Here is a 24,066-nt window from a genome sequence, read left to right on the forward strand (position 1 = left end):
CGGGACGACCGGTCCGCGGCGGTCAGGTCCGGGCCCGGGCGTGGGCGGCGCGCTCGCGGGACGCGTCGATCTCGGCGTACGCCGCGTCCTTGCCGTCCCAGTGCGAGCCCTCGACGGACTTGCCGGGTTCGAGGTCCTTGTAGACCTCGAAGAAGTGGGTGATCTCCAGCAGGTCGTACCGCGGCACGTCGCCGATGTCCTGCAGGTACGCGTACCGCGGGTCGCGGGCGGGCACGCACAGCACCTTCTCGTCCGGGCCCTTCTCGTCGCTCATCCTGAACACGCAGACCGCACGGCAGTTGATGACGCACCCCGGATACGTGGGCTCGCCGACCATCACGAGCGCGTCCAGCGGGTCCCCGTCCCGGCCCAGCGTTCCGTCGATGTAGCCGTAGTCGGCCGGGTAGCGGGTGGCGGTGAACAGCGTCCGGTCCAGCCGGATGCGGTGCTTCTCGTGGTCCATCTCGTACTTGTTCCGCGAACCCTGCGGGATCTCCACGGTCACGTCGAATTCCGCTTCCACGACGTCCTCCTCGTCCGGTGGTCGGACTCCCCCGATGATCAGGACCGCTGGTCAGGACCGCTGGTCAGGACCGCTCACGGGCGCGCGAGCCGCGGCCAGGTACGGGGGGCGACCGAGGGCGTACGGGCGGTGGCGGGCCCGCCCGGCGGGAAGGGGCGCGGCTGCGGGACCGGAGCACGACGGGTACCGCGGCGCGTCGCCGTCGGCGGGGGAGGTACGGATACGGGCACGGCGCCTCCTGATCGATGCATCGACCAGGGACCGTAAGCAGCGGAGAGCCGCGGTTTTGGTGAGCCCCCTCACCGGCACGCACCGCGCACACCGTTGGCGTGCGCCTCGTCCGTGCGCTTATCCGATTATCCCATGGATCATCCCGACCGCCGAGTCGAGCGGCGGCGCCGTGGCCTGCCCTGGCGGCTCCGACCGGTACGGGCCGGGGCGGGCGGCGGCTCGGGCTCAGCCGCGGGGTGGCGCGGACGCGGGTGCCCACCCCGTGCTCGTCAGGTTCGTCTCCAGGACCACGAGGTCGTCGTCGAGGGCCAGGGCCACGGTGCCCTCCTCGCCGAGCGCCAGCCCGTGCGGGTCGCCGGGAAGTGCGATCTCCTCGATGGCCTGCCGGGCGTCCAGGTCCCACACCCTCAGCGTCCGGTCGCGTCCGACGGTGAGGGCGACGGGGCTCCCGTCGGGCAGTCGCCCGGTCACGACGTACCAGAACACCCCGGTGCCACCGCCCAGTTCCATGATCCTGGTTCCACCGGTCAGGTCCCACACCTGAACCGCCCCGTCGGCGCCCGCGGTGACGGCGGCGGGACGGCCGTGCAGTTCGGTGACCGCCAGCGCCATGGACACCGCCGACCCCATCTCACCGATCAGCCGGCCGGCGGCGAGGTCCCACAGCCGTACGGGACACGCGTCGCCGTTGTCCACGACACCGGCCGTGACAGCGGCGGGACGGCCGTCGATCTCGACCAGGCGGACCTTGGCCTTGGTTCCGATGTCCACGGGTCCGGTCAGCCGGCGGCCTCTGGTGAGGTCCCAGGTGTACAGCCGATCGGAGTCCACCCCGACCATGACCGGCCGACCGCCGATCTCGGCGACGTCCATCGACTCCGGGTACCGCTGCCGTACCACGGCCACCAGCGGGAACGGGACGGACCTGCCGGTGCGCAGGTTCCACAGGTGCACCCTGTCGGTGGTGCAGACGATCGCGCTCGGCTCGTCACGCACCATCGCGGTGGACATGCCGTAGACGTACGACACCGGCAGCGGGGCGTGGGCGCGCCTCGCGCCGTGCAGGTCCCAGGCCAGCGCCGACCGGTCGAGGCTGCTGGTGACCGCGAACCGGTGGCCGGCCCGCTCCAGGACGGCGACTCCTGTCGTCTGCTGGCGATGTCCCTCCAGCGGGGCGCCGATCCGGCGGTGCTCGACCTCGCCCAGGTCCCACAGCCGCAAGGTGCTCTGGTAGGCCCCGCAGGTGACCGCGATCGGCCGGCCCGCGGCCGTCGCGGTCGCCAGGCCCACGATGCCGTTGGTGTGGCCGGTGAGGTCGCCGCCGATCCTGCGGTGCTCGGCCAGGTCCCACACCTGGAGCGTGCCCGCCCCGTCCTCGCGGCTCCGGCAACTGACGGCGACGGGGCGCCCGTTCCGCACCGTGGTCGCGACCAGAGAGCTGTCGTCCGTGGTGAGGGTGGCGAGCTTCCTGCGCCGTGCCAGGTCCCAGACGCACAACGCCTGGCCGGCGGTCAGGGCCACCGGACGGCCTTCGACCTGGGCGACAGCGAGGCCGCACACCCAGCCGCTGATCTCCATCGGGGCGCCGATCTCCGCACCCGCCCGCAGATCCCACTGCCGTATCACCCCGCCTTGCCCGAACGGGCCCACGGTCATCTCCAACGTGACCGCCACCGGACCGCCGTCGATGTCGACCACCTCGACCGCGGTCATGGTGCCCCGGTGCCCGGCGAACGGGCCGCCGCACGCACGCTGCTCGGCGAGGTCCCACATCCGGAGGGTCCCGTCCTTGCCGAGGGTCACCGCGACCAGGGCGCCCATGAGTTCGGTGACCGCCAGTCCTTGCACCGCACCGCCCTGTCCGGTGGGGATCTCGCCGATCCGCTGCGGCCCGGCCAGGTCCCAGACCCGCAGCCATCCGTCCTGGCCCGCCGACACGGCGACGGGACGGCCGTCGAGTTCGGCGACGGCCAGTGCGGTGATCTCCTTGCGGTGTTCGGTGCCGGGGACGCTGGTGGGGATGGCGAGGAAGGTGTCGCCGATGGGGCGCTGCTCCGTCAGGTCCCATGCCTGGACCATGCCCTGCCCGCAGCCGCTCACCCCGAGCACGCGGTCGTCGAACGCGCCGGCCGCCACGACCTTGACCACGCCCACGGTCCGATGTCCGTCGAGCGTCCCGGTGTTCGCCGCGTGCACCTTGCCGCCGGTGGCGAAGCCGACCTGCCAGCCGAGGTCCCGTGCAGGACCGGACAGGTCGGCGAGCGCGCGGTTCAGGCTCTCGCGCAGGTGGTGCGCGCCGAACCGGGCGGCGTCGACCGCGAGGAGCAGGCACCGGGTCCGGGGCTCGGCGTGGCGGTGCTTGTGGCTGGAGGCGCGGTAGACGGCGGCCGCGAGCCGGCCCTCTTCCGTGCCGGCCCGGGGCAGCACCGCGAGCAGCGGGCTGGGCACGGCATGCCCGAGGAAGCCGCCGTCCGCCAGCAGCAGGTCCAGCTCGCACGATCCGTCCGGGTCGGCCACGTCGGCCGCGTGGACGGCGAGTTGGGCCCGGGTGTAGTGGTCCGCGTCCGCCCAGGCGCGCCCGCGGCCGTGCGCGGGCACCGCCGCCAGGAGCGTCGTCACGATGGCGCGGTGCGGGTCGCGTTCCGGGCAGCGGCCGCGCAGATGCTCGTCCAGCGCGTCGTGGTAGAGCCGGTACGCCGGTTCCCCGTCGGCCGATGTCATGCGTTCGACCAGGTAGTTCGCGGCGCTCTGGAAGACCTTCGCCAGCTCGGCGCCGGTATGGGCGTGGCCGGGGTGCAGCGCGTCCGCGACGGCGAGCCAGCCGGGGCCGCGCGGCAGCCCGTCACCGCGGGCGAAGGCGAGCGCGGTGAGCAACCGCTCCACGAGCGGCTTGTCGTCGCCGAAGGCGTCCAGGTACTTCTCCATCGCCTCGCCGATGGTCTCCGGCAGCGCCCGGTCCCACTCCGGGTCGTCGAGGTCCAGCGGCGGCGTGTCGGGCAGCAGCAGCCAGCGGCTGGTGACCTGGGCGATCAGGAAGTTGTAGCCCGCCTTGCGGGCCACCGCCCGGCCGATGGCGCGGGTCTCGGCCTCCGTTCGCCGCCGGTAGCGCGGGCTCTCGGCGTCCTCGTGGGTCAGCCGGCGCTGTACGTAGTCGGCGACGTCGAAGTTGCGCTGGTACTCGCGGGACTCCAGGTCGATCTGCGGGGCGGTCCGGCCGAACGCCGCCATGATCCGGGCGCGTTCGGTGCCGGCCGGCGCGGTCCGCACCGCCGCCGCCACCCGGACCGCTGAGGTGCTCGCCAACTCCCGCAGCAGCCTCGCGATCCGGGTGGCCTCCTCCACTCCGGCGGCCTCCTCGACGGCGTCGGCCAGCACCGTGAAGACCTCACCGGTCGCCGCGTGCCGCTCCCGCAGGCCGATCAGCAGCTCCTGCTGGCTGCCGGCGCGGACGTCGGCGAGCGAGCCGAGCAGTTCGACGACCTCGTCGCGGGTCCTGCCCTTCATGTGCACGGCGGCGTCGAACGACCCGGCGGCGGGCCGGGGACCGTCGGTCGGCACCTCGCCCGCCCACCGCGGCTCCGAGGAGACCAGCAGGTGGGCGAGGAGCGCGGACTTGCCCGTGCCGGGGCCGCCGGTGACCACGAGCAGCGGGCGGTGCGGCTCGGCGAGCCAGTCGCAGACGGCCTGCCGCGCGGCGTGCCGGCCGGTGAAGTACCAGGCGCCGGAGTCGGATTCCACCTCGGAGCCGCGGGCGCGGGGCAGCCAGTGCGTCTTCAGGTGCGGATCGAGGTCGAGCCGCCAGCCGAGCCGGGCCCGCAGGAACGGCCACCGGGTCAGCCAGGCGGACACCGGCAGCACATGGCAACCGCGGTACGGGCCGTCGTGCCACCCGATGATCCCCACCACGGCGTCGAGGTCGTCGTCGAAGACGGGCGAGCCGGCGAAGCCGGGGTCCGTCCGCCAGCCGGTCGGCCCCGTGACCTGTAGCCAGCGGCCGCCCGGACCGGCGGCGCCGTCGAGGGTGCCGTGCTCCTGGCGCGCGCCCGGCTGGCCGGCCGGGAAGCCGTGCACCCAGAAGCCGTGGCCGTACAGCTCCGGCGGTGCCGACAGCGGCGCGGGGGTGTGCGGGACCGGCCGGTCCAGCCGCAACAGCGCGGCGCCCTCGACGACTTCCACGGTCGTGGCGTGGTGGGCGGTCGGCTCGCCGGTGAAGGGGAACTCGACGAGGACCTGCGCGCCGGGGGCCGCCGCGCACGCGGGGGTCTGCCCGGCGGCGGCCCGCGCCGAGGTGATCAGGTGGCGGTCGTCCACCAGCGCGCCGGCCTGCGCGGTGCCGCCGTCGGCGGACATGAGGCGGGCCAGCCACGGCGGGCGGTGCGCCAGCCTGCCCACCGCGGTGACCGGCCGGCGGGCCGTCCCGTGGTGGTGGATGGTGACCCCGCCGGTGACCGAGCCCGCCTGGACCACCGGCGCGTACACGTCGGCGGCCACGGAGTTGAACACGCCCTGTACACCGTCGCTCACCGCTCGATCATGGCCAATCGCGCCCGGCCGCACAAGCGGAGTCCGCTCCCGCGCCTCCGCGGCCCGCTTCTCCCGGCCCCCGAGTCCGCTTCCCGCGCACCCTCTTCCCGCACGCTCCCGCTCTTCCCCCACGCCCCTGCTTCCCGCGCATCCCCTTCCCGCGCGTCTCGGTCGGGCACGCGGTCGGCGCGGCCACGCGCCCTGCGCGGCACCGCGCGTGACGGCCGGTCAGGTGGACGGCGGGCGCTCGTCGACATCTCCGCGCGAACACGGACGTGTCGTGCTTTTCTCCCGCGAATCCGCCGGATACAAAGGGCGTTCTGACGTCGGTCGGTCCGGATCGCGTCCACACGTCCGGAGGCGCAGTGACCAGACCACGAGGCAGCGGGCACCGGACCCGGCGCGGTTCCTGGGCGGCACTGGCCATGGCGGCCGCGCTGCTCGCCTCCGCGACGACGGCGAGCACGGCCACGGCTACGGGCGAGGGCGCCGCCACAGCCGGTGCCGCGCCCCGGGTGAAGGAGCCCAACCCCGTGCTCACCGCCGCCTCGTTCGCGGACCCGCCGGCGGTGGACCGGCCGAAGTACCGCTGGTGGCTGCCGGTCGCCGACGAGTCGGACGCCGAACTGCGCTCCCAGCTCGGGCAGATCGCCGCGGCCGGCGCCGGCGGCGCGGAGGTGACGGCCTTCCCTGCCCCCAACGCCCCCGGAAGCACCCTGCACAGCAGCGAGCCGTACCTGTCGACGTACGGCTACGGCACTGCCCTGTGGTCGCACCGGGTGCGGGTGATGGAGGCGGAGGCGGTGAAGGACGGGCTGATCCTGGACCTCGCCGCCGGCCCGAGGTGGCCGCCGACCGTGCCGAGCGTCGACAGCTTCAACCAGCCGCAGGTGGCCCAGCAGGTCCTCTACGGGCGGGAGTTCGACCCGCCCGGCAGCACCCGCGCGGGCGCCCTGCCGGCCACGCTCGTGCCGCCGCCGTCGGTGACCAGGACGCTGTGCGGCCGGGTCGCCGCGGGCGCCGGCACGGTCCTGCTCGACTCCACGCGCAACCTCGCCGTCGGGGACCGGATCGCGCTCGGCCCGGCCGGCGCCACCGGGACGGACACCGCCACCGACGTGGTGACCGTGCGGAAGGTGGGCACCTCCTCCCCGTGCACCACCCTCGCCGGCGCCACCGGTGCGGGCGCGACCCGGGTGGTGACGGCGACCACCGACACCAACCTGGTCGCGGGCGTGACCGTGACGATCGGGTCGGGCGCCGACCAGGACACCGCGACGATCAAATCAGCGGGCAGCGCGGCCGGCGGCACCACGCTGTCGACCGCCACCAGCGCCGGCGCGACCACGCTCGTGTTGTCCTCCGTCGCCGGGATCGAGGCCGGCGACACCCTCACCGTGGACCCGGGCGCCGCCGTCGAGTCCGCGCGGGTGTCGGCCGTCGACCCGGCCACCAGGCAGGTCACCGTCCGCACCGCGCTGGGCGCCGCGCACCCGCCAGGCGCCGCGGTGAGCGACGCCGGGCAGGACCTCACCTTCACCACCGCCCTGGCGCACGCCCACGCGGCGGGCGAGCGGATCGTCGCGCCCGGCACCGGCGTCACGGTCACCCCGGTGGCGAGCGCGCACGCCGTCGGCGAGCGGGCGGTGGACACCGCCGCCGAGGAACTCGTCGCGGTCGAGGTCGCGCAGTGCGCCACCGCCTGCGACGCCTCCACCGCGCCGGTCTCCCTGGACCGCTCCTCGGTGACCGACGTCACCGGGAAGCTCGACGCCCGGGGCGGGTTGAGCCACACGTTCCCGCGCGGCAACGGCCATCCGTGGGTGGTGCTGGACTTCTACCAGACCGCCGACGGCCAGGCGGCGACCAACGTCTCGCCGACCGGTTCCGCGTACGTCCTGGACCACCTGTCGGCGGACGGCGCGACCGCCCTCACCGGCTTCTGGGACCGGAACATCCTCGCCGACCCGGCGGTCAAGGACGCCATCGCGCGGACCGCCCGCACCGCCGGCACCCCGGCGATCTTCGAGGACTCGCTGGAGCTGTCCGACGAGCTCACCTGGACCTGGGACTTCCCCGACCGGTTCCGGCAGTCGCGCGGCTACTCCGTCGACCAGGCGCTGCCCGCGCTGGCCGGCTTCGACGCCCGCCGGGTGAGCGGCCACCCGGTCGCGTTCACCTACAGCGACGGCCAGAGCGCCCGCATGGTCAGGGACTACGAACAGACCTTCAGCGACCTGTACGGCAACCGCTACCTGACCACGCTGGAGAGCTGGGCCGAGGCCAACGGCCTGACCGTCAGGGCGCAGGCGTACGGCGCCCCGATCGACGCCGCCGAGGCCGGCACGCACGTCGGCATCCCCGAGGGCGAGGGCTTCGAGTTCAACGGCAAGAACCCCGACCAGGACTTCAAGGTCATCGCGGCGGGCGCCGACCGGACCGGCGCGACCATCGTGTCCGGCGAGTGCTGCGCGATCAAGACGCAGGTCTGGGCCACCACCGCCGCGCAGAACCTCACCAGCGAGGTCTACGTCGACATGGCCGGCGGCGACAACCAGATCGTCTGGCACGGCATGCCCTACCCGACCGCCCCGGCCGGCTCGGGCGCCGGGTCGGTCTGGCCCGGCTTCAGCTACGGCGGCAACACCAGCTTCTCCGAGGCGTGGGGCCCGCGGATGCCGCAGTGGCGCGACGCCAGGGCACTCAACGACGACATCGCCCGCATGTCACTGGTGCTGCGCCAGGGCAGGCCCAGTTACGACGTCGGCGTCTACTACCAGAACGTGGGGCTGGCGGGTCAGGCGTACGACGACCCGGCGAGCGTCGTCAAGAACACCTCGGCGATGGCGGCGGCCGGCTACACCTACGGCTACGCGGACTCCGCCTTCCTCACCGACGCGTCGAAGGACTACCGCGACGGCGTGCTCTTCCCCGGGGCGTCGGACTACCACGCCCTGGTCCTCGACGACCCCCGGTCGCTGAAGGCCGCCGACGCCGCCCAGATCCTGGCGCTCGCCCGGGCGGGCCTGCCCGTGGTCGTCATCGGCCCGGCCGCGCCTGCGGCGATGGCCACCCCCGGATACGACGCCGGCCCGGCCGACCGGAGTGTCCAGGCGGACTGGGACGCCCTCTACGCCCTGGCCGGCGAGGACGGCGCGACGGCGAAGGCGGCCGGGCACCATGTGGTGCGGGTGGATGCGGAGGCGGCCGTGCCCGCCGCGCTGGCGCGCCTGGGCATCACCCCGGCCGCCGCGCACACCGGTGACCCCACCAGCGGCGCCCTCCTGGACGTCCGCCGCGACGACGGCGCCACGCAGTACTACTACCTGTACAACAACTCGGCCCGGGCGGTGGATCAGCGCCTTACCCTCACCGGCAAGGGGACGCCCTACGCGCTGGACACGTGGACCGGGGCCGTCACCCCGCTCGCGCAGTACACCGCGTCCGGCGGCGCGGTCACGCTCGACGTGCGGCTCGGCGCCCACGACGCCACGGTGGTCGCCGTGAGCACCGACACCGGGAAGTTCGGCACCGGTCCCGGCCCGGTCTCCGCCACGGCCACGACCGCCGACCGGGCGGTCTTCGACGCCGGCGGGGGCCTGGCGATCGAGTCGAGCCACCCGGGCACGTTCCGCACCACGCTGTCCGACGGCCGTACGGCCGGCACCGCCATCAGCGACGTGCCGGCAGCCGCCACCCTCGCGAACTGGCAGCTGACCGTGGACAGTTGGACCCCCGGCCGGAGCGGCGCGCCCGGCGACACCGCCCACACCATGATCGGCCCGATCGCCGTCAGCGCCGACCCGGGCACCGGCGCGCTGCCCGCCTGGACCGCCGTCACCAAGGCGGCCGGCTACCCCGTCGACCTCCAGGACGTCGCCGGCACCGCCGACTACACCACCCACCTGACCCTGCCGCCGGGTTGGACCGGCGGCCGGCACGCCTTCCTCGACCTCGGCCGCGTCACCGACACCGCCGAGGTCACCGTCAACGGCACGCCGCTGCCACCGGTGGACTTCGCCGACCCGTCCCGGATCGACCTCGGCGACGCGCTGAGGAGCGGGGACAACACCATCACCGTGCAGGTCGCCACCCCGCTGGTCAACGCCGTCCGGGTCGCCCCCGGCACCGGCGCGAGCGGCCGGACCCGCACCGGCAACGGCCTGCTCGGCCCGGTGGTCCTCACGCCGTACGGCCGGGCCGCCGTCACCACCGGATGACCCGACCGGCGGTCCGGGTGGTCCGGCGCCCGGACCCGCGGTCCCCGCGGGCTCACCGCCGGACGGCGTCCAGCACCCCCTGGAGGTAGCCGATCGCGTACGACCGGCCTCGGCTGATGTACGCGTCCGCGGAGGTGTCCGCCCAGGTGCCGGGGTCGCCGACCAGGGCGGGGACGTGGTCGTCGATCACGAACCCGTCGAAGCCGACCTCGTCCAGCAGGCCGAAGACCCCGGGGACGTCCAGGTTGCCCTCGCCGAGGAAGCACTCCGCGAAGCGGGGGACGGTGCCCTGCACATCCCGGAAGTGGACGTAGAAGATCTTGCCGGCCGGGCCCATCGCGCGGATGATCTCCTCCGCGGCCGCCTGGCCGGCCATCTCCGAGACGGTGCCCAGGCACAGGTCCAGCCCCCAGGCGGGGCTGCCGCCGCTGCGCCGCCACGCCTCGGCGAGCGCCGCGGGCGAGGTGAAGATGCGGGTCGCGCCGCCCAGCGGCTCGTCGACCGGCGGGTCGTCGGGGTGCAGGGCGAGCCGTACGCCCTCGGCCTCGGCGACCGGCAGGACCGCGTCCAGGAAGTACTGGTGGTGGGCCCAGGACTGCTCGGCGGTGATCGGCTCGGTGATCGGCTCCTCGGGGGTGAGCTTGTAGCCGGCCAGGGCGTTTCCGGCCGGGGCCAGGTCGAGGTCGAAGCCGGTCACGGCGGCGCCGCCGCGGCCGGGGGCGTCCATCGTGGTGCGCCACACGTAGGTCGGCAGCCAGTTGTAGCCGAGCAGGTCGTAGCCGGTCGCGGCCATGTTGCGCAGGGTCCGGCAGAAGCCCTCGATCTGCTCGTCCCGGCCCGGCAGCCCGCGCTGGATCTTGAAGAAGTGCGCGGCGGGCACGTTCTCCAGCCCCTCGATCCGCAGCCCCGCCTCCTCGCATCGGCCGCGCAGGGCGGCGAGTTCGGCGGTACTCCAGTGTCCGTCGGTGCCGGGCAGGTCCTTCGGCGCGTGGAACTGGAGGCTGCCGAGGCCCAGTTGGCGCGCGAAGGTGCCGATCCGGTCCTCGTAGGCGTCTATGTGCCCGAGCGCGATACGCATCACCATGACGGTCAGCCTCCCATGGCGGGTCCGGCGGTGTCCCGCGGCAGGGCGACGGCGAGCTTGGCCAGCAGCCCGCCGTCCACGGGCACGTCCACGCCGGTGACGAACGCGGCGCGGGCGCCGGCCAGGAACGCGATCACCTCGGCGACCTCCCGCGGCCGCGCGATCCGGCCGAGCGGATGGTCGCGGCCCCAGTCGTCGAGCAGCCGGCTCACCGCGCCCGTGCTGCCGTCGGTGAACAGCTCGGCCGAGCGCCGCAGCATCGGGGTGTCGACGGAGCCGGGGCACACCGCGTTGACCCGCACCCCGTTCGGGGCCTCGTCCACGGCCATCGAGCGCACCAGCGCGTTGAGCGCGCCCTTGGCCGCCGCGTACGCGGCGACGTTGGACTGCGTGGCGCGTCCCTGCACCGAGGACACCACCACCACCGCGCCGCCCGCGGCGCTGCGCCGCAGGTGCGGCAGCGCGGCGCGCGCGGCCAGGAACACCCCCTTGACGTTGACCGCGAACACCTCGTCCCAGGTCTTGTCGTCGGTGTCGGCCACGGTGCCGTACCGCTGGATGCCCGCCGACGTCACCAGGACGTCCAGGCCGCCGAAGGCGTGCACGGTCCGCCGCACCGCCTCGGCGACCGCGGCGGGGTCGCAGACGTCGGCGACGAGCGGCACCGCCCGGCCGCCGGCCGCGGTGATCGCCTCGACGGTCTCGTGCGTGCCCGCCGCGTCCAGGGCGCTGACCGCCACCGCGGCGCCGGACGCGGCCAGCAACTCCGCGGCGGCCCGGCCGATGCCGCTCGATCCCCCGGTCACCAGCGCGACACGACCGGCGTGTTCCTCACCCATGCGTTCCCTCTCCCAGTCAGATTCCCGGCCAAGTGCCCCTGATGACAACGTTGTTCGCCACCCGGACGGCCCGTACAGCCCCACGACCGATCCTTCTGCCCTCAACCGAGCGGCATGGTGCAGAAGTTGCCACCGACCCGGAAGTTGCGGGCCGCCGACGGATCGAGGTCCGCCGGGCCGAACGCTCCGGAGTCCAGGACGGCGGCCAGATGCTCCTCGGCGTCGTCCCGGGGGCGGTAGCCGATCGCCTCCCCTTCCGACAGGGACCACCACCGGCGGGTGTTGCGGGAGATGCCCCACAGCACCCGGTAGCCGGCCGGCTCCGCCCGCAGGCAGGACTCGACCAGCCGGGCCGCGTCGTCCGGCGACAGCCACACCGCCAGGTCCTCCGGCGCGCGCGGCACCGGCCGGAACGCCCCGATCCGCAGGCAGGAGACGTCGACTCCGTACCTGCTGTGGTGCAGCGCGCCGAGCGCCTCCAGCGCGGCCTTCCCCACGCCGTAGTACGTGTCCGGGCGCGGCGTGATGTCCGCGGGCAGGTCGGCGCGGGCTTGCGGCCCGCGCGCGGCGGCGGCGTGACCGCCCGCACCGAAGCAGACGGCATCACCGACGTCACCGGCACCGCCGGGCCGGGCCGGGTCGTCGCGGGTGCGGAACCCGACGGCATGGATGCTGGAGGCGAGCACCACCCGCGGCACGCCGTGGCGGCAGGCGGCTTCCAGCACGCGTTGCGTGCCGTCGATGTTGACCTCCCTGATCCGCTCCCAGGGTTCCTCCCCGGCGAGCCCGCCCAGGTGCACCACCGCGTCAACGGCCCGGCAGGCGGCGTCGATCGCCTCGGGGTCGGTGAAGGAGGCCCGGACGACCTCCACGTCCTCGCCGGCTTCCGGCGGCGCGATCTCCGCGATGTCCAGCAGCCGCAGGACGCGGCCGGGCCGGGCCAGCCGGGGGCGCAGCGCCCGCCCGATCCGGCCGGCCGCGCCGGTGACCAGGACCCGCTGCCGGGTCACCACGCCTGCTCCACCGGGTCGGCGGCGTCCGGCAGCCGGGCCGGCGGCCGCTGCTCGTCGTACGGCGCCGGGGTCGCCGAGGCGGGCAGGTACGGCGGCCGGAGGTAGCTGTGGTGGCGCCGGAAGGCGAGCTCCACCGGCGGGTACCAGTGCCGCCAGCTGCGGGGATCGGTGTCCGTGGTCGGCGACATGGGGCCGAGGCCGTTGCCGTTCTCGGCCGCGACCGCGTATTCGTGGACCGGCGTGTCCCCGGGTACGGCCTCGCCCGGGTCGCCGGTGGCCGGCACCGTCCCGGGCACCTGGTCGACGAACTCGAAGGCCAGGCCGGCGAAGACCTCCCGGAAGCCGGTGTCGCCCTTGCGGCGCCGGTAGAGCCGGTAGCGGGCCGCGCCGAGCACCTCGCCCCAGGTGGCGGTGACCGTGCCGGCGCCGAGCCGGAGCGTCAGGCCGTCCGGCGGGTCGGGGGCCCGGCTGGTGGCGTGCAGCGGGTAGTCGGCGCCCGGGGCGCCGCTGCGGTCGGCGTTCCGGGCGGTGACCCGGACGTGGTACTTGGTGCCGTCGGCCAGCCCGGCCAGCGCGCCCGGGCCGGTGGCGGTGTGCCCGGCCGCCGTCCAGGTCGCGCCGCCGTCCTCGCTGACTTCGAGCAGATACGTGTCCGCGCCCGCGACCGGCGCGAAGTGCACCACCGCGCCGCCGGGGACGGTCGTGGTCCGCACGATCCGCGGCGGCATCGGCTCGGGCCGCCGGGCGGTCAGCTCCCACTGGTGCCGGCCGGCGGGCAGCGCGACCCGCAGGATGCCGTCGCGCGAGGACGCGAGCGGGGCCAGTTCCGCGCCGTCGACGTGGAACACGGCCCCGGCGGGGAGCCCGCCGAGCAGGTGCAGGGTGACCGCGCTGTCGCCTGGCGCGTCGTAGCTGCCGCGGAACTCGCGGGGGTCGCGGTAGCGCAGGCTGATGCCCAGGTCCTGGTCCTCGGTGGTCAGCAGCACGTCCGCGGTGCCGACGGCGCTGCCGTGGAAGAGCGCCAGTTCGCGGCTGCCGTCGTCGAACAGCCGGATCACGCCGGCGGTGCCGGTGAAGCGCAGCCCCTCGCCGGCGAAGTCGACCGCCTTCGGTTCGTAGTGCGTCGCCGCCTGGTGGCGGAAGACGTGGTCGACGCTGTGCGGGGTGCGGACCTTCGCGCCCCACGGGGTGCTGCTCGCGGGGGCCACGGTCAGGTCGTCGCGGTGGCTGACGACGGCGAGCGTGTTGCCGTTCGACCCGTCGGCCCTGCCCTCCAGCCGCACCCCGCGGGTGCCGTCGGTGGCGAACGTGCCGTCGAGCGCGCCGTCCTCGCGCACCCCGCGCACCACATGGATGAACGGCATCGCGTCGGCGAGGTGGCCGTAGCTGTTGGCGTCACGGCCGTTGGCCGCGGTCGGCACCGACCACGTCCACACCATCCGCTGGCCGGGCGCGAAGGCGTCGTAGTTGACCAGGTAGTCGCCGCCGACCAGCAGGACGCTGCGGCCGAGGTAGAGCTCGCCGATCGGGCTGCCGGGGTCGGAGGTGATCTCGGCGTACTGCGCGCCGCCGAGGTCGTACATCGGGCGGTCCAGCGTGTGGTTGCCGATCCCGCGGAAGGCGCCGTCCTTCCACACCGCGCAGGAGGTGGCGAAGGTCGCGTCGGGCACCCGGCGGTCGCCGGCGTCCTCGGGGCCGTGGCCGCTGTAGGAGCGGCCGGCGGCGTAGTAGTAGAGGTGGCCGTTGCCGTTGTCGTCGGCGATCCCCCAGCGGTAGTTGGGCCCGCGGTCGACCTGCTGGAGGAAGACCGCGACCTCGTCCGGGCGGTCCACGCCGGCGCGCAGCGTGACGCCGTACCCGGTGTACTTCGCGCTGCGCAGCCGCGGGTTGGTGCCGCGCTCGCCCGCCGAGCGGACCGTGACGTGCCACGGGTCGGGTGCGTCCGGCGGGCTGTCCAGCCGCCGGGCGGTGGGGTCGCTGCCCCACATCAGGTGCTCGGCGACCAGCGGGCGGTAGCGGTGCAGCGCCTCGCCGAGCAGCCGCATCTCGATGGGAGGGCGGCGCGGCCAGTACGCGTGCGCCCCCTGCGCGGGATGCAGCCGGCGCAGCTCGCCGGTCCCGGTGACGTCGATCGGCGCGCTGAGCGCGTGGACCAGCCAGTCGCCGAGGGCGGCGAACTCCGGGGTGGCCATCCGGTTGCGCCCGTCGGCCCGCCGGCCCAGGAAGTTGCCCTGGGCGGCGGGCCGCAGGAAGGCCCAGACGTACGTGGACAGGCTCTCGGTCCAGCGGCCGGGGCGGGCGTGCCGGGAGGGCAGGGCCGGGCGGGTGTGGAAGACCCCGGACAGCTCGCAGAACTTCTCGAACTGGTCCAGCCACTCCCCCGCGGCCTCGTGCTCGGGGAAGAGCCACGCCAGGCAGGCCAGCGCGGCCTTGCCGTCGGCGAGGAAGTTGGGGTGCCCGCCCATCATCCGCCGCAGCGGGCCGATCTCCTCGCCCGCCGAGACGTACCCGGTCAGCAGCAGCAGGGCGTCGACGCGTGCGCGCTGCTCGGTGTCGAGCCGGTCGGCGAACCGGTCGTAGCCGTCCAGCAGCCGGTCGTAGAGCGGGCGTTGGCCGATGTTGAGGTAGCCGGCGAGTTCGTTCACGCCGTTCGCGATCAGCCGCGGGCCCTCGCTGCCGTACAGCAGCGCGTCCACGAACTGCTCGGGGGTGTCGAACTCGCCTTCCGTGCAGAGGCGTTCGGGGCGCTTGCCGTGGTAGGTCAGGCGCCAGTCCTTGACCCGGTCGAGGCTGAGGGTGCCCTGCCAGTGGTGCAGGTGGCGCACGTAGGTGGACTGGTAGGTCATCGCCCGCTGGCCGCGCAGCACGTCCAGGTCGCGTGCGTGGTGGTAGAAGGCGATGCCGGTGGTGCGGGTGCCGGTGCGCAGCGGCCAGGTCCAGTGCAGCACCCCGTCGTGGCGGAAGCGGATCTGGAGGGTGTCCGCGCAGGCCCAGCCGGCGTACTCGTGGTCCTCCCAGCGGGCGTGGTCGCGGATGAACACGCCCATCGCGTCGCCGCCGGCCCGGTCCCAGAACGTCGCGTGCGGCCGGACGCCCCAGGCGTAGCTGGGCGCGTAGGGGCCGACGGTGAAGGCCATCCGCTCCCGCGGCCGCTCCCGGCCGCCCGGTCCGGAGAACGACGGGTCCTCGCCGCTGTCGCCGACCACGATCGGCTCGTCGATGCCGAGCCAGTGGTAGACCTCCGGCGACCCGGGGTCGGCGTGGTCGCGCGGGTCCTGCGAGAACGGCCAGGCCGAGGAGAACCGGTGGGTGGGCGCGCAGCCCTCCCAGTGGAGTTCCCACGCGGCGCCCTCCGTGTCGAACCCGGTGGCCTCCTCGGCGAGTTCGACGAAGTCGCAGCCGTGCAGGACGCGTACGGTCGCGGTGTACCGCGCGCCGCCGGTGAAGCGGTAGTCCAGCCGGTGGGTGGCGAACAGCGGGCCGTGCTCCACCTGGTGGACGTCGAGGTGTGCGAGGCGCTCGGCGCCGGGGTGCAGCACCGAGTCGCCCACCCAGCCCTGCCCGCGGTCGAGCCGGCGGATCGGGCCGGGCAGGTCCGGGCCGGTGTACCGGCCGGCCTGCGGCAGCAGCACCCGCAGGGGGCCGGCGTCCACCACGATGCCGTCGCCGTCCTCGGCCGGGGTGACGGTGACCGGCCGGTCGGGTCCGGCCGCCGGCGCCGTCGCGTCCGCGCGCAGGGTGAACGCGTGGCGCGCGCCGGGCGCGAGGTCGGCGAAGAAGCAGACGGTGGCCGCGGCCAGGGGCGCGTCGGCGCCCCCGGCCGCGGGGCCCGCCCCGGTGACCTCCGTCAGCTGGAACGGCACCGGCGAGCCGTTCTCGTCGAGCAGCCGGAGCGCGTCGGCGCGCACCGCGGGCGCCGCCCACCGCACCGGATAGTGCAGCAGGGTCCTGGGCCAGGCGAACTCCGGGTGGGCGAGCGGGTCGTGGAGCAGGAACCGCACTTCCGAGCCGCCGGCCGGCCAGTCGGTGACGGGGGCCGTCACGCGCCGCCTCCCATCTCGGCGCCCCCGGCGCCGGACGCGCCGGGCGCGACGCCCTGGGTGCCGAACGACGCACCGCCCGCGACGCCTTCGACGAGGTAGCGCTGGAGCAGGATGAACAGCAGCATGATCGGCGCGGCCACGATGAAGGTGCCGGCCGCGATGAGCGGCCAGTTCTGCGAGTACTCGCCGAAGAACGAGTAGAGCCCGCGGGTGACCGGCCACAGCGCGGAGTCGGAGAGCATCACCAGCGGCAGGATCAGGTTGTTCCAGGCGTGCACGAAGCCGAAGATCCCGAAGGTGGCCAGGGCCGGTTTCATCTGCGGCATGATGATCGTGAAGATGAACCGGATGTAGCCGCAGCCGTCCAGCGCCGCCGCCTCGTCGATCTCGCGCGGGATGCCCTTGATGTAGCCGACGAAGAAGAAGAACCCGGCGCCGGACAGGCTGGTCAGGATCAGGTAGCCGGCCATGCTGTTGTACAGGTGCAGGGTGCGGGCCTCGATGAACAGCGGTATCAGGCCGCCGGGCAGGAAGCCGGAGAAGATGAAGAACGTGTAGAGCCCGTTGGAGTACTTGAAGTAGCCGCGGGAGATGGGGAAGGCGAGGAAGACGCCGAGGATGAGCGTGATGGCGTCGGGGACGGCCGCGTAGACCAGGCTGTTGACCATCTCCCGGCCGAAGTGCCCCTGGTGCCAGGCCGCCGAGAAGCTCTCGGTGGTCCACGGGTGGGGGGTGCCGGTGGGGTTCTGCAGGAAGCCGGTGTACGTCTTGAACGCCTGGAGCAGGACGTACACCAGCGGAAGGGCGAACAGCCCGGCGGCGATGGCGAAGCAGAGCAGGTTCACCCCCGCCGACTTGGTCCGCTGCCGGGACAGCAGCCCGCGCAGCGACGGGGAGGGGGTGCGCGGAGCGTCGGGGGCCTCGGGTGCCTGGGACACCTGGAGCGTCGTCACAGCGCCACCTCCCGCCGGCGCAGCACGTACAGCAGGCCGCCGCCGATCACGATCGTCAGCACGAACTGGAGCATCGCCAGCATCGAGCCGTAGCCGAGCTGGCTGTCGCTGCCGAAGGCGGCTTGGAACATGTACAGCCCCAGGGTCTTGGTGCCGAAGTTGCCACCGGTCAGGACCAGCACCAGGGCGTACTCGCCCAGCGTGGCCATGGTGGTGAGGAAGACGTTGACGGTGGTGGCCGAGGCCAGCAGCGGCCACGTCACGTGCCGGAACACCCGGAAGCGCCCGGCGCCGTCCATGGCCGCGGCCTCGTACACCGAGCGCGGGATGTTCCGCAGCCCGGCGATGTAGATGAGCATCGAGTACCCGGAGAACATCCACACGTTCACCAGCATCACCAGCGGCAGCGCCAGCGAACTCGACCCGAGGAAGGCGGAGTTGATGCCGAACAGGCCGTGCACGAGCTTCTCCGCCGGACCCGAGTAGGGGTCGAGCATGAGCGAGAAGACCGCGCCGACCACCGTGACCGAGAAGATCTGCGGCATGAAGATCAGCGCACGGTAGAACGTGTACGAGCGACCGCCCCGGTTCAGCAGCATGGCAAGGCCCAGGCCGATCACGTTCTGCAGCACGGTCACGCCGACCACGTAGATCAGCGTGACCCGTACCGCGCTCCACAGCTGCGGCAGCAGCGAGGTGAAGGCCGTGTGGTAGTTGCACATCCCGCAGAAGTTGAGCGGCGTGCCGGGGAGTCCGGAGTACCGGGTGAACGAGTAGATGATGGTGGCCAGTGACGGGTAGAGCCCGAACAGCAGCCAACCGGCTCCCGGTATCGCGATGCTGGCCCAGGGGATGAACCGCCGCGTCCGTTGGGTTCCGAAGGGACAGCGTGCCACGCCGCGCCTCCTCTCTCAGTTGTGCTCAGGGTCGGTCGTCAGCCCTTGACCGACTTGCGGTACGCGTCGGCCGAGCGGTTGAGGATGGTGTCGACGCTGTCCCTGCCGATCGGCTTCAGCTTGTAGAAGTCCGGGCCGGCCGCGTCCAGGGGCGCGCCCGCGGGCACCCAGGGGTTGGCGAGCTGCTGGAACGCGCCGTCCATGTGGCTGTTGAGCCAGTCCGTCCAGTCCAGGCCGGTGTTCTTCACCGCCGGCTGGGTGGAGACCGAACCGGTCAGCTTCAGCCACTCCTGGTAGTTCTCCGGCTGGGAGAACATCGACAGCCACTCCATGGCCAGGTCCTTGTGCTTCGCGCTGGTCGGGACCATCCAGGTGAGGTCCGGGCGCAGCGACACGCGGTTGGCCGAGGCGGTGTCGGTGCCCGGCATGGTGAAGAACCCGAGCTTGAGGTTGGGGTTGGCCTTCTGGATGACCGCCCCGTCCCAGGAACCGTCCAGCAGGAAGGGGTAGTCGCTGGCGCGCGCCGCCCAGACGCCGGGCGCGGTCAGCTGGGCGACGCCCGACGCGTTCGGCTCGATGTACTTCATGACCTGCTCGTAGCGCGCGGAGGACTCCTTGTAGACCGGGTCGGTCCAGGACTGGGTGCCCTTCCAGAACGCGTCGGCGCGGTCGTTGGAGACCTTCACCGAGTCCGACGCGGGCTTGCCCTGCATGAGCATCTGGTTCTCGACGCCCTGCCACACGCCGCCCTGCATGCCGTCCTTGCCGGACACGAAGATCGGGGTGATGCCCTTCTTCTTGAGCTTCGCGCAGTCGTCGACGAACTCCTGGAACGTCGTCGGCACGGTCATGCCGTACTTCGCGAGCAGGTCCTTCTTGTACCAGATCGCCCCGGCCGCGGCGTACTGCGCGGCCATCACGCCGTAGACGCCGCCGTTGTGCCCGACCGCGGCGGCCTGGTCGGTGGCGCTGTAGTTCTTCATGAACGGCTGGTTCTTCAGGTCCACCAGCTGCCCGGCCTGGATGAGCGCGGCGGCCCCGGCGGGCTTGAGGCTGGTGTAGCTGGGGGCGAAGCCCGCCTGGGTCGGCGCGGCCAGGCCCAGCACGTCGACGGACTTGGACTGCAGCAGGCTGTTCCACAGCTGGCCCCAGGCGCCGTTGGCGGTCGGCGCCTGCTGGATCTTGACCTTCACCCCCGGGTGGGCCTTCTCGAACTTGGCGTTCAGTTCCTCGGTGAACTGGATGGCGCCGGGGTTGGTCCACTCGGCGACCGTCAGCGTGGTCTTCGCGCCACCGCCGCCGGAGGAGGAGGAACTGCAGCCGGTGAGGCCGATGGACAGGCACGCGGTCGCCGCGAGCAGGGTGACGGTGATGCGGGGTCTCATGAGGGTGGCTCCTTGGAAGAGGTACGGGGGTGACCGGCAAGGGTGACGGAGGTCCGGGTCAGGGGCGCTGGAGGGCGCCGTCGGCCCGCCGCGGCGGCTTCCACGCCTGGCCGGGCAGCGCGGCGGGCCGCGGCGGGTACTTCGCGGCCAGTCGCTCGTCGAGGTCGACGCCGAGCCCCGGCCGGTCGCTCGGCCACAGGTGCCCGTCGCGGATCTCGGGGCACCCGGGGAACACCTCCCGCGCGGCGGCGCCGAACAGGTGCTGCTCCTGGATGCCGAAGTTGGGCGCGGCCATGTCGAGCGCGAGGTTGGCGGCGTGCCCGATCGGCGAGACGTCGCCCGGCCCGTGCCAGGCGGTGCGCACGCCGAACAGCTCGCAGGCGTTCGCCAGCCGCCAGGCGGGGGTGATGCCGCCGATGGCCGAGACGTGCACGCGGATGAAGTCGCACAGCCGCTCCTGGACGACCGGGCGGTACTCCGCGGGGTTGGTGAACAGCTCGCCGATCGCGATCGGCGTCACCGACCGGCCGCGCAGTATCCGCAGCCACTCGATGTCCTCCGGCGCGACCGGGTCCTCCAGGTAGAACAGGTCGTACGGTTCCAGGTCCGCCGCGATCCGCACGGCGTCGGTGGGGTGCACCCGCTCGTGCACGTCGTGGATCAGCTCGACCTCGGGGCCGGCGTGCTCGCGCAGGTGCGCGAACAGCCCGCGGACCGTGCGCCGGTAGGCCGCCGGGTCCCAGGCGTCGGCGGTGAGCGGGCGGTGGGCGCCGGCCGCCGCGGCGGCGGCCGGCGCCCCGTAGGTGCCCGCGCCCGGCACGGCGACCTGGCAGCGCACGTGCCGGTAGCCCTCCGCCATCAGCGCCAGCACCTCGTCGGTGACCTCCTGCGGGTCCCGTCCGGCGGCGTGCGCGTACAGCGGCACCGCGGTACGGCAGCGGCCGCCGAGCAGCTGCCACACCGGCAGCCCGGCCTGCTTGCCCTTGATGTCCCACAGCGCCATGTCCACCCCGGACAGCGCGTTGTTGAGCACCGGCCCGGACCGCCAGTAGCCGCTCACGTGCAGGGTCGACGCGATGTCGGTGATGTCGGCCGGGTCGCGGCCGATGAGCTGCGGGGCCAGGTACTCGTCGACGGCGGTGGCCACGGCCGCCGCGCGCTGGGTGAAGGTGGCGCAGCCGAGTCCGTACAGGCCGGGCTCGCTGGTGTCGACGCGGACCACGACGAGCGTGGTGCCGGCCGGCGCGGTCAGGATCGTCCGGACGCCGGTGATGCGGACGCCGGACGGCTGTGCCCACGGCGGCTCGACCGGCTCGGGCGCCGGCGGGAGTGCGCCGGCATCGGCTGCGTGGTCGCTCACGGGAAGGCTCCTGGTTCTGGAGGTGCTGTCGGAAGGTGCCGGCCTGGGGAGGCGGCGGGGTGCGGTGTCGCGTCGGGGGTGCGGCTCAGCGGCCGATGCCCCAGCGGGTGTCCACGCGCCCGCCGGCGAACTGGGCGCCGGTGCCCCAGAACGGCGCGAAGTTGTAGCAGCCCGAGGTCGGGGGCTCCGCGGTGGTGGTCGAGTAGGTGGCGCCGTGGCCGCCGGTGCCCGCGTCGGTCACCTGGACCGCGAACGTCGCCGGGGTGACGGTGCCGGGGCGCGCGGCCCTTACCGCGGCGGCCAGTTCGGGCAGCTGGCTCCAGGCGAGCGCGACCTCGTACCGGGTCTGCTTGCCCGTGTCGTCCCGGGAGACCAGCACCCGGCCCTCGGCGCCGCTGTCGGGCTTGGCGTCGAGCGGGCCCAGCGGGGTCGGGAGCACCGCGTTGGTCGGGTAGTAGGTCTGGTAGTTGGTGCCGGGCGCGAGCTGGCGGTGCAGTTCCGAGACGCCGCCGGTGGCCAGGGTCGCCACGTACAGGTGGGAGATCGACCGCAGGCACTTCTCGTAGTGCGCGTCGCCCGCGAGCAGGTCCTCGGTCTTGTCCGCCAGCGCGTCGAAGGCCAGCTGGATGCTGTCCGCCTTGAACGGGAAGAGGTACTCGTTGGCCGGGAAGGGCGCGTTGGACAGCTGGACGTCGTCCTCGACGACGGCCCTGACGTACAGGAAGCTGTGGTCCCAGGCGGCCTGGAACGCGTACTTCTTGGTGTCGCCGGCCGCGGTGGTGCTGGTCATCGTCACCGGCAGGACGCCGTTCCACTGGCTGGCGCTGCCGCCGACGGTGATCGACCGGAACGGCAGGTAGGCGACCTGGACGTCCTGGGTGCCGGTCTGGCGCAGGCCGGGCCGCTGCGGCACCGTCACCTCGTAGCCGACGGTGTACGCGTTCCGGCTGTCGACCTGGAACGCCGTGACGGGGAAGGACAGCGTCTTCGCCTGCCCGGGCGCGAGTTCGACCACCGGTGACACCGGTGCCGCCAGCCGCCAGCCGGACGGCGGGGTGATCCGCACCCGCGCGCCCAGCTTCTGCGGCGAGACGTTCTCCACCCGCACCTCGACGGCGCTGGTGGCGTCCAGCGGCTTGGTGAAGGACAGCAGGCTGACCTTCACCGGGGTGCTGTAGTCGAAGCGCGCGCCGCGGGTCAGTACGGCCTTGAGCGCCGCGGGGCTCAGGTCGCTGTCGAAGTACAGGACCTCCCAGGGGTTCAGCGGGAGGGTGACGCGCGAGGAGCGGCCGTCGGCGAGCCGGCGGCCGAGGTAGTCGTACACGCGGATGCCACGCGCGTCGTCCAGGGTGAGCGTGCCGGTCCAGCCGGCGCTCTGGTGCTCCTCGGTGCCGTCGAAGAGCTGGTCGCAGTAGACGGCGGCCCGGCCCTTGCCGTCGGCGCCGCGGAACAGGAAGCCCCAGGTGGACTTGGCGTCCGGGTAGAGCTCGCCCTCCATCCGGGCGTCCTCCAGCAGGCCCGTCATGGTGGCGTAGGCGACCACCGCGGGCTTGGGGGTCCTGGTCGCGATGTCGTAGATGTCGAAGTCGTCGCCGGAGTACGGCTTGTCGTAGGACAGCGAGAACCAGAAGGCCCGGACCGGCGAGCCCTCCTCGGCGCCGGCGAGCATGTGCAGCAGGTACGTCGGCGCCACCGTACGGGCCACCCCGTAGGGCGCCTGGCCGGCCGGCACGTCGGTGAAGTTGAACTCGGCGTTGCCCAGTTCGGTCTGCCACTGCCCGCCGCGGCCCTTGGTGCGCGACCACCGCCGGTCCATCTTGATCTGGGTCTTGGTCATCGCGTACTGGGTGGGGTCGGGGTAGCCGTAGGCGTGGTTCACCGAGCCGTCGATGTAGCCGGTGTCCTTCGAGCCCTGCGCGTACACGATGTCGCGGTTGTACGTGACCGATCCGCCGCCGATCAGGTTGACCTGCGGGAAGTCCGGCTTGACCCGGTCCCAGATCAGCTTGCACATGTCGCGGTAGTCCTGGGCGTCGCCGGTCATCCAGGTCCAGCCGTGCACCCACGGCTCGTTCCACAGCTCCCAGTTCTGCACCAGGTCCTGCATCGGCGCGATGGAGTGGTAGACCATGTCGGCGTGCGCGGCCATGTCCTTGGGCCGGTTCTGGTAGAGCAGCACCGGCTTGCCGTCCGGGCCCGGCTCGACGTTCCACGACATGTTGTAGTTGATGCTGCCGAGGGCCTCGATGCCGTAGCGGTTCCACTCCTGGACCTCGGCGCGGGCGGCGTCGATCTCGGCCTGCCCCCAGAACACGCCCGGCGACGGCGAGACGGTGTCCGGTTGGACGGCGACGATGCCGCGCGTCCACTTCACGCCGATCCGCTGGGCGATCTGCTTGGTGATGACCGGCGAGGACTCCGACCGGATGCCCATCCCGAACGGCGAGTCGGGCCGGCGGTCCGCGACGGTCGGGCGGATCACGCCGAGGCCGAGGGTCTGGGCGAGCAGCTGGTTCGCCGCCGAGTCGGTGACGGTGACGGTGACCGCGTAGAAGTCGGGGTCCAGGGCGCCCAGCGCGACGCTGGTGGTGGTCTCGGTGCCGGCCGGCGCGGTGAACGCGGTGGTCCCGCTGCGCAGCGCGGCCCCGGTACGGGCGGACACCGACCAGGCCACCGAACCGCTGAGCGCCGCCGTCGGGTTGAACACGACCTGGAGGGCGGGACGGGCCGGGGTGTCGCCCTGCACCGGGTAGAGGCCGGTCGGGTCGGAGAAGGCGGCGGCGACCACCGGCACCGCGGCGGCGGGCGTGGCCGCGCCCTCGGGCGTGGCGGCGCCGGCGGCCGGCGCGAGGCCCCAGTCCAGGGCACTGGCGGCCGCGGCGCCCGCCACGGTGGCGGCGCCGTAGCCCATGATCTTGCGTCGGGAGATCTCTGCGGGGGCCGGCGCTGCCGGGGTGGTGCGGTCGGATCTGGCGTGGCTGTCGGTCACGGTCGG

The 24,066-nt window shown here is 73.7% G+C and carries 12 protein-coding genes; 1 reads left to right on the forward strand and 11 read right to left on the reverse strand.

Annotated features, from left to right (window positions below; all coding sequences use genetic code 11):
- Positions 1-22: 22 nt before the first annotated feature.
- A complete protein-coding gene (locus tag ACIPAE_RS29735; RefSeq protein ID WP_402449417.1) occupies positions 23-463 on the reverse strand; it encodes an inorganic diphosphatase in 441 nt (146 codons plus the stop codon).
- 516 nt (positions 464-979) lie between these two features.
- Positions 980-5,278 (reverse strand): hypothetical protein, encoded by a 4,299-nt coding sequence (locus ACIPAE_RS29740; protein WP_402449311.1) that lies wholly within the window; start codon positions 5,276-5,278, stop codon positions 980-982.
- 365 nt (positions 5,279-5,643) lie between these two features.
- Here ACIPAE_RS29740 and ACIPAE_RS29745 point away from each other — a divergent pair, with 365 nt between their 5' ends.
- Entirely contained in the window at positions 5,644-9,498 is a 3,855-nt protein-coding gene (locus tag ACIPAE_RS29745) for a glycosyl hydrolase (protein ID WP_402449313.1), read from the forward strand.
- 52 nt (positions 9,499-9,550) lie between these two features.
- Here ACIPAE_RS29745 and ACIPAE_RS29750 read toward each other — a convergent pair whose 3' ends face one another.
- The 9 genes from ACIPAE_RS29750 to ACIPAE_RS29790 form a co-directional block, all read right to left on the reverse strand.
- Complete coding sequence (locus ACIPAE_RS29750; protein ID WP_402449315.1) at positions 9,551-10,582, reverse strand: mannonate dehydratase; 1,032 nt, start codon at positions 10,580-10,582, stop codon at positions 9,551-9,553.
- A gap of 5 nt (positions 10,583-10,587) precedes the next feature.
- The gene (locus ACIPAE_RS29755; protein ID WP_366412906.1) at positions 10,588-11,421 is read right to left on the reverse strand and encodes a glucose 1-dehydrogenase; all 834 of its coding nucleotides are present in this window, start codon (positions 11,419-11,421) and stop codon (positions 10,588-10,590) included.
- 101 nt (positions 11,422-11,522) lie between these two features.
- Positions 11,523-12,434, reverse strand: a complete 912-nt coding sequence (locus tag ACIPAE_RS29760; protein ID WP_402449317.1) for an NAD-dependent epimerase/dehydratase family protein — start codon at positions 12,432-12,434, stop codon at positions 11,523-11,525.
- The gene (locus tag ACIPAE_RS29765; RefSeq protein ID WP_402449319.1) at positions 12,428-16,477 is read right to left on the reverse strand and encodes a hypothetical protein; all 4,050 of its coding nucleotides are present in this window, start codon (positions 16,475-16,477) and stop codon (positions 12,428-12,430) included. The genes ACIPAE_RS29760 and ACIPAE_RS29765 overlap by 7 nt, the downstream gene beginning before the upstream one ends.
- Positions 16,474-17,430 (reverse strand): carbohydrate ABC transporter permease, encoded by a 957-nt coding sequence (locus ACIPAE_RS29770; RefSeq protein WP_329372380.1) that lies wholly within the window; start codon positions 17,428-17,430, stop codon positions 16,474-16,476. The genes ACIPAE_RS29765 and ACIPAE_RS29770 overlap by 4 nt, the downstream gene beginning before the upstream one ends.
- Complete coding sequence (locus tag ACIPAE_RS29775; RefSeq protein ID WP_329372378.1) at positions 17,427-18,326, reverse strand: sugar ABC transporter permease; 900 nt, start codon at positions 18,324-18,326, stop codon at positions 17,427-17,429. Before ACIPAE_RS29775 ends, ACIPAE_RS29770 begins: the two co-directional genes overlap by 4 nt.
- Positions 18,327-18,364: 38 nt before the next feature.
- Positions 18,365-19,711 (reverse strand): ABC transporter substrate-binding protein, encoded by a 1,347-nt coding sequence (locus tag ACIPAE_RS29780; RefSeq protein WP_402449322.1) that lies wholly within the window; start codon positions 19,709-19,711, stop codon positions 18,365-18,367.
- Positions 19,712-19,769: 58 nt separating this feature from the next.
- Positions 19,770-21,071 carry an enolase C-terminal domain-like protein gene (locus ACIPAE_RS29785; protein WP_329372374.1) on the reverse strand — a complete coding sequence of 434 codons (1,302 nt, stop codon included), beginning with the start codon at positions 21,069-21,071 and terminating at the stop codon, positions 19,770-19,772.
- Positions 21,072-21,156: 85 nt separating this feature from the next.
- A complete protein-coding gene (locus ACIPAE_RS29790) occupies positions 21,157-24,060 on the reverse strand; it encodes a sugar-binding protein (RefSeq protein WP_402449325.1) in 2,904 nt (967 codons plus the stop codon).
- Positions 24,061-24,066 lie beyond the last annotated feature (6 nt).

The sequence above is a fragment of the Streptomyces sp. NPDC087270 genome (assembly GCF_044744625.1).
Taxonomy (GTDB): Bacteria; Actinomycetota; Actinomycetes; order Streptomycetales; family Streptomycetaceae; genus Actinacidiphila.

What these genes read in the sequence shown, in the direction of transcription:
- ACIPAE_RS29735 (WP_402449417.1), bottom strand. Translation starts at nt 463, where the DNA reads ATGGACCACGAGAAGCACCGCATCCGGCTGGACCGGACGCTGTTCACC.
- ACIPAE_RS29750 (WP_402449315.1), bottom strand. Translation starts at nt 10,582, where the DNA reads ATGGTGATGCGTATCGCGCTCGGGCACATAGACGCCTACGAGGACCGG.
- ACIPAE_RS29755 (WP_366412906.1), bottom strand. Translation starts at nt 11,421, where the DNA reads ATGGGTGAGGAACACGCCGGTCGTGTCGCGCTGGTGACCGGGGGATCG.
- ACIPAE_RS29780 (WP_402449322.1), bottom strand. Translation starts at nt 19,711, where the DNA reads ATGAGACCCCGCATCACCGTCACCCTGCTCGCGGCGACCGCGTGCCTG.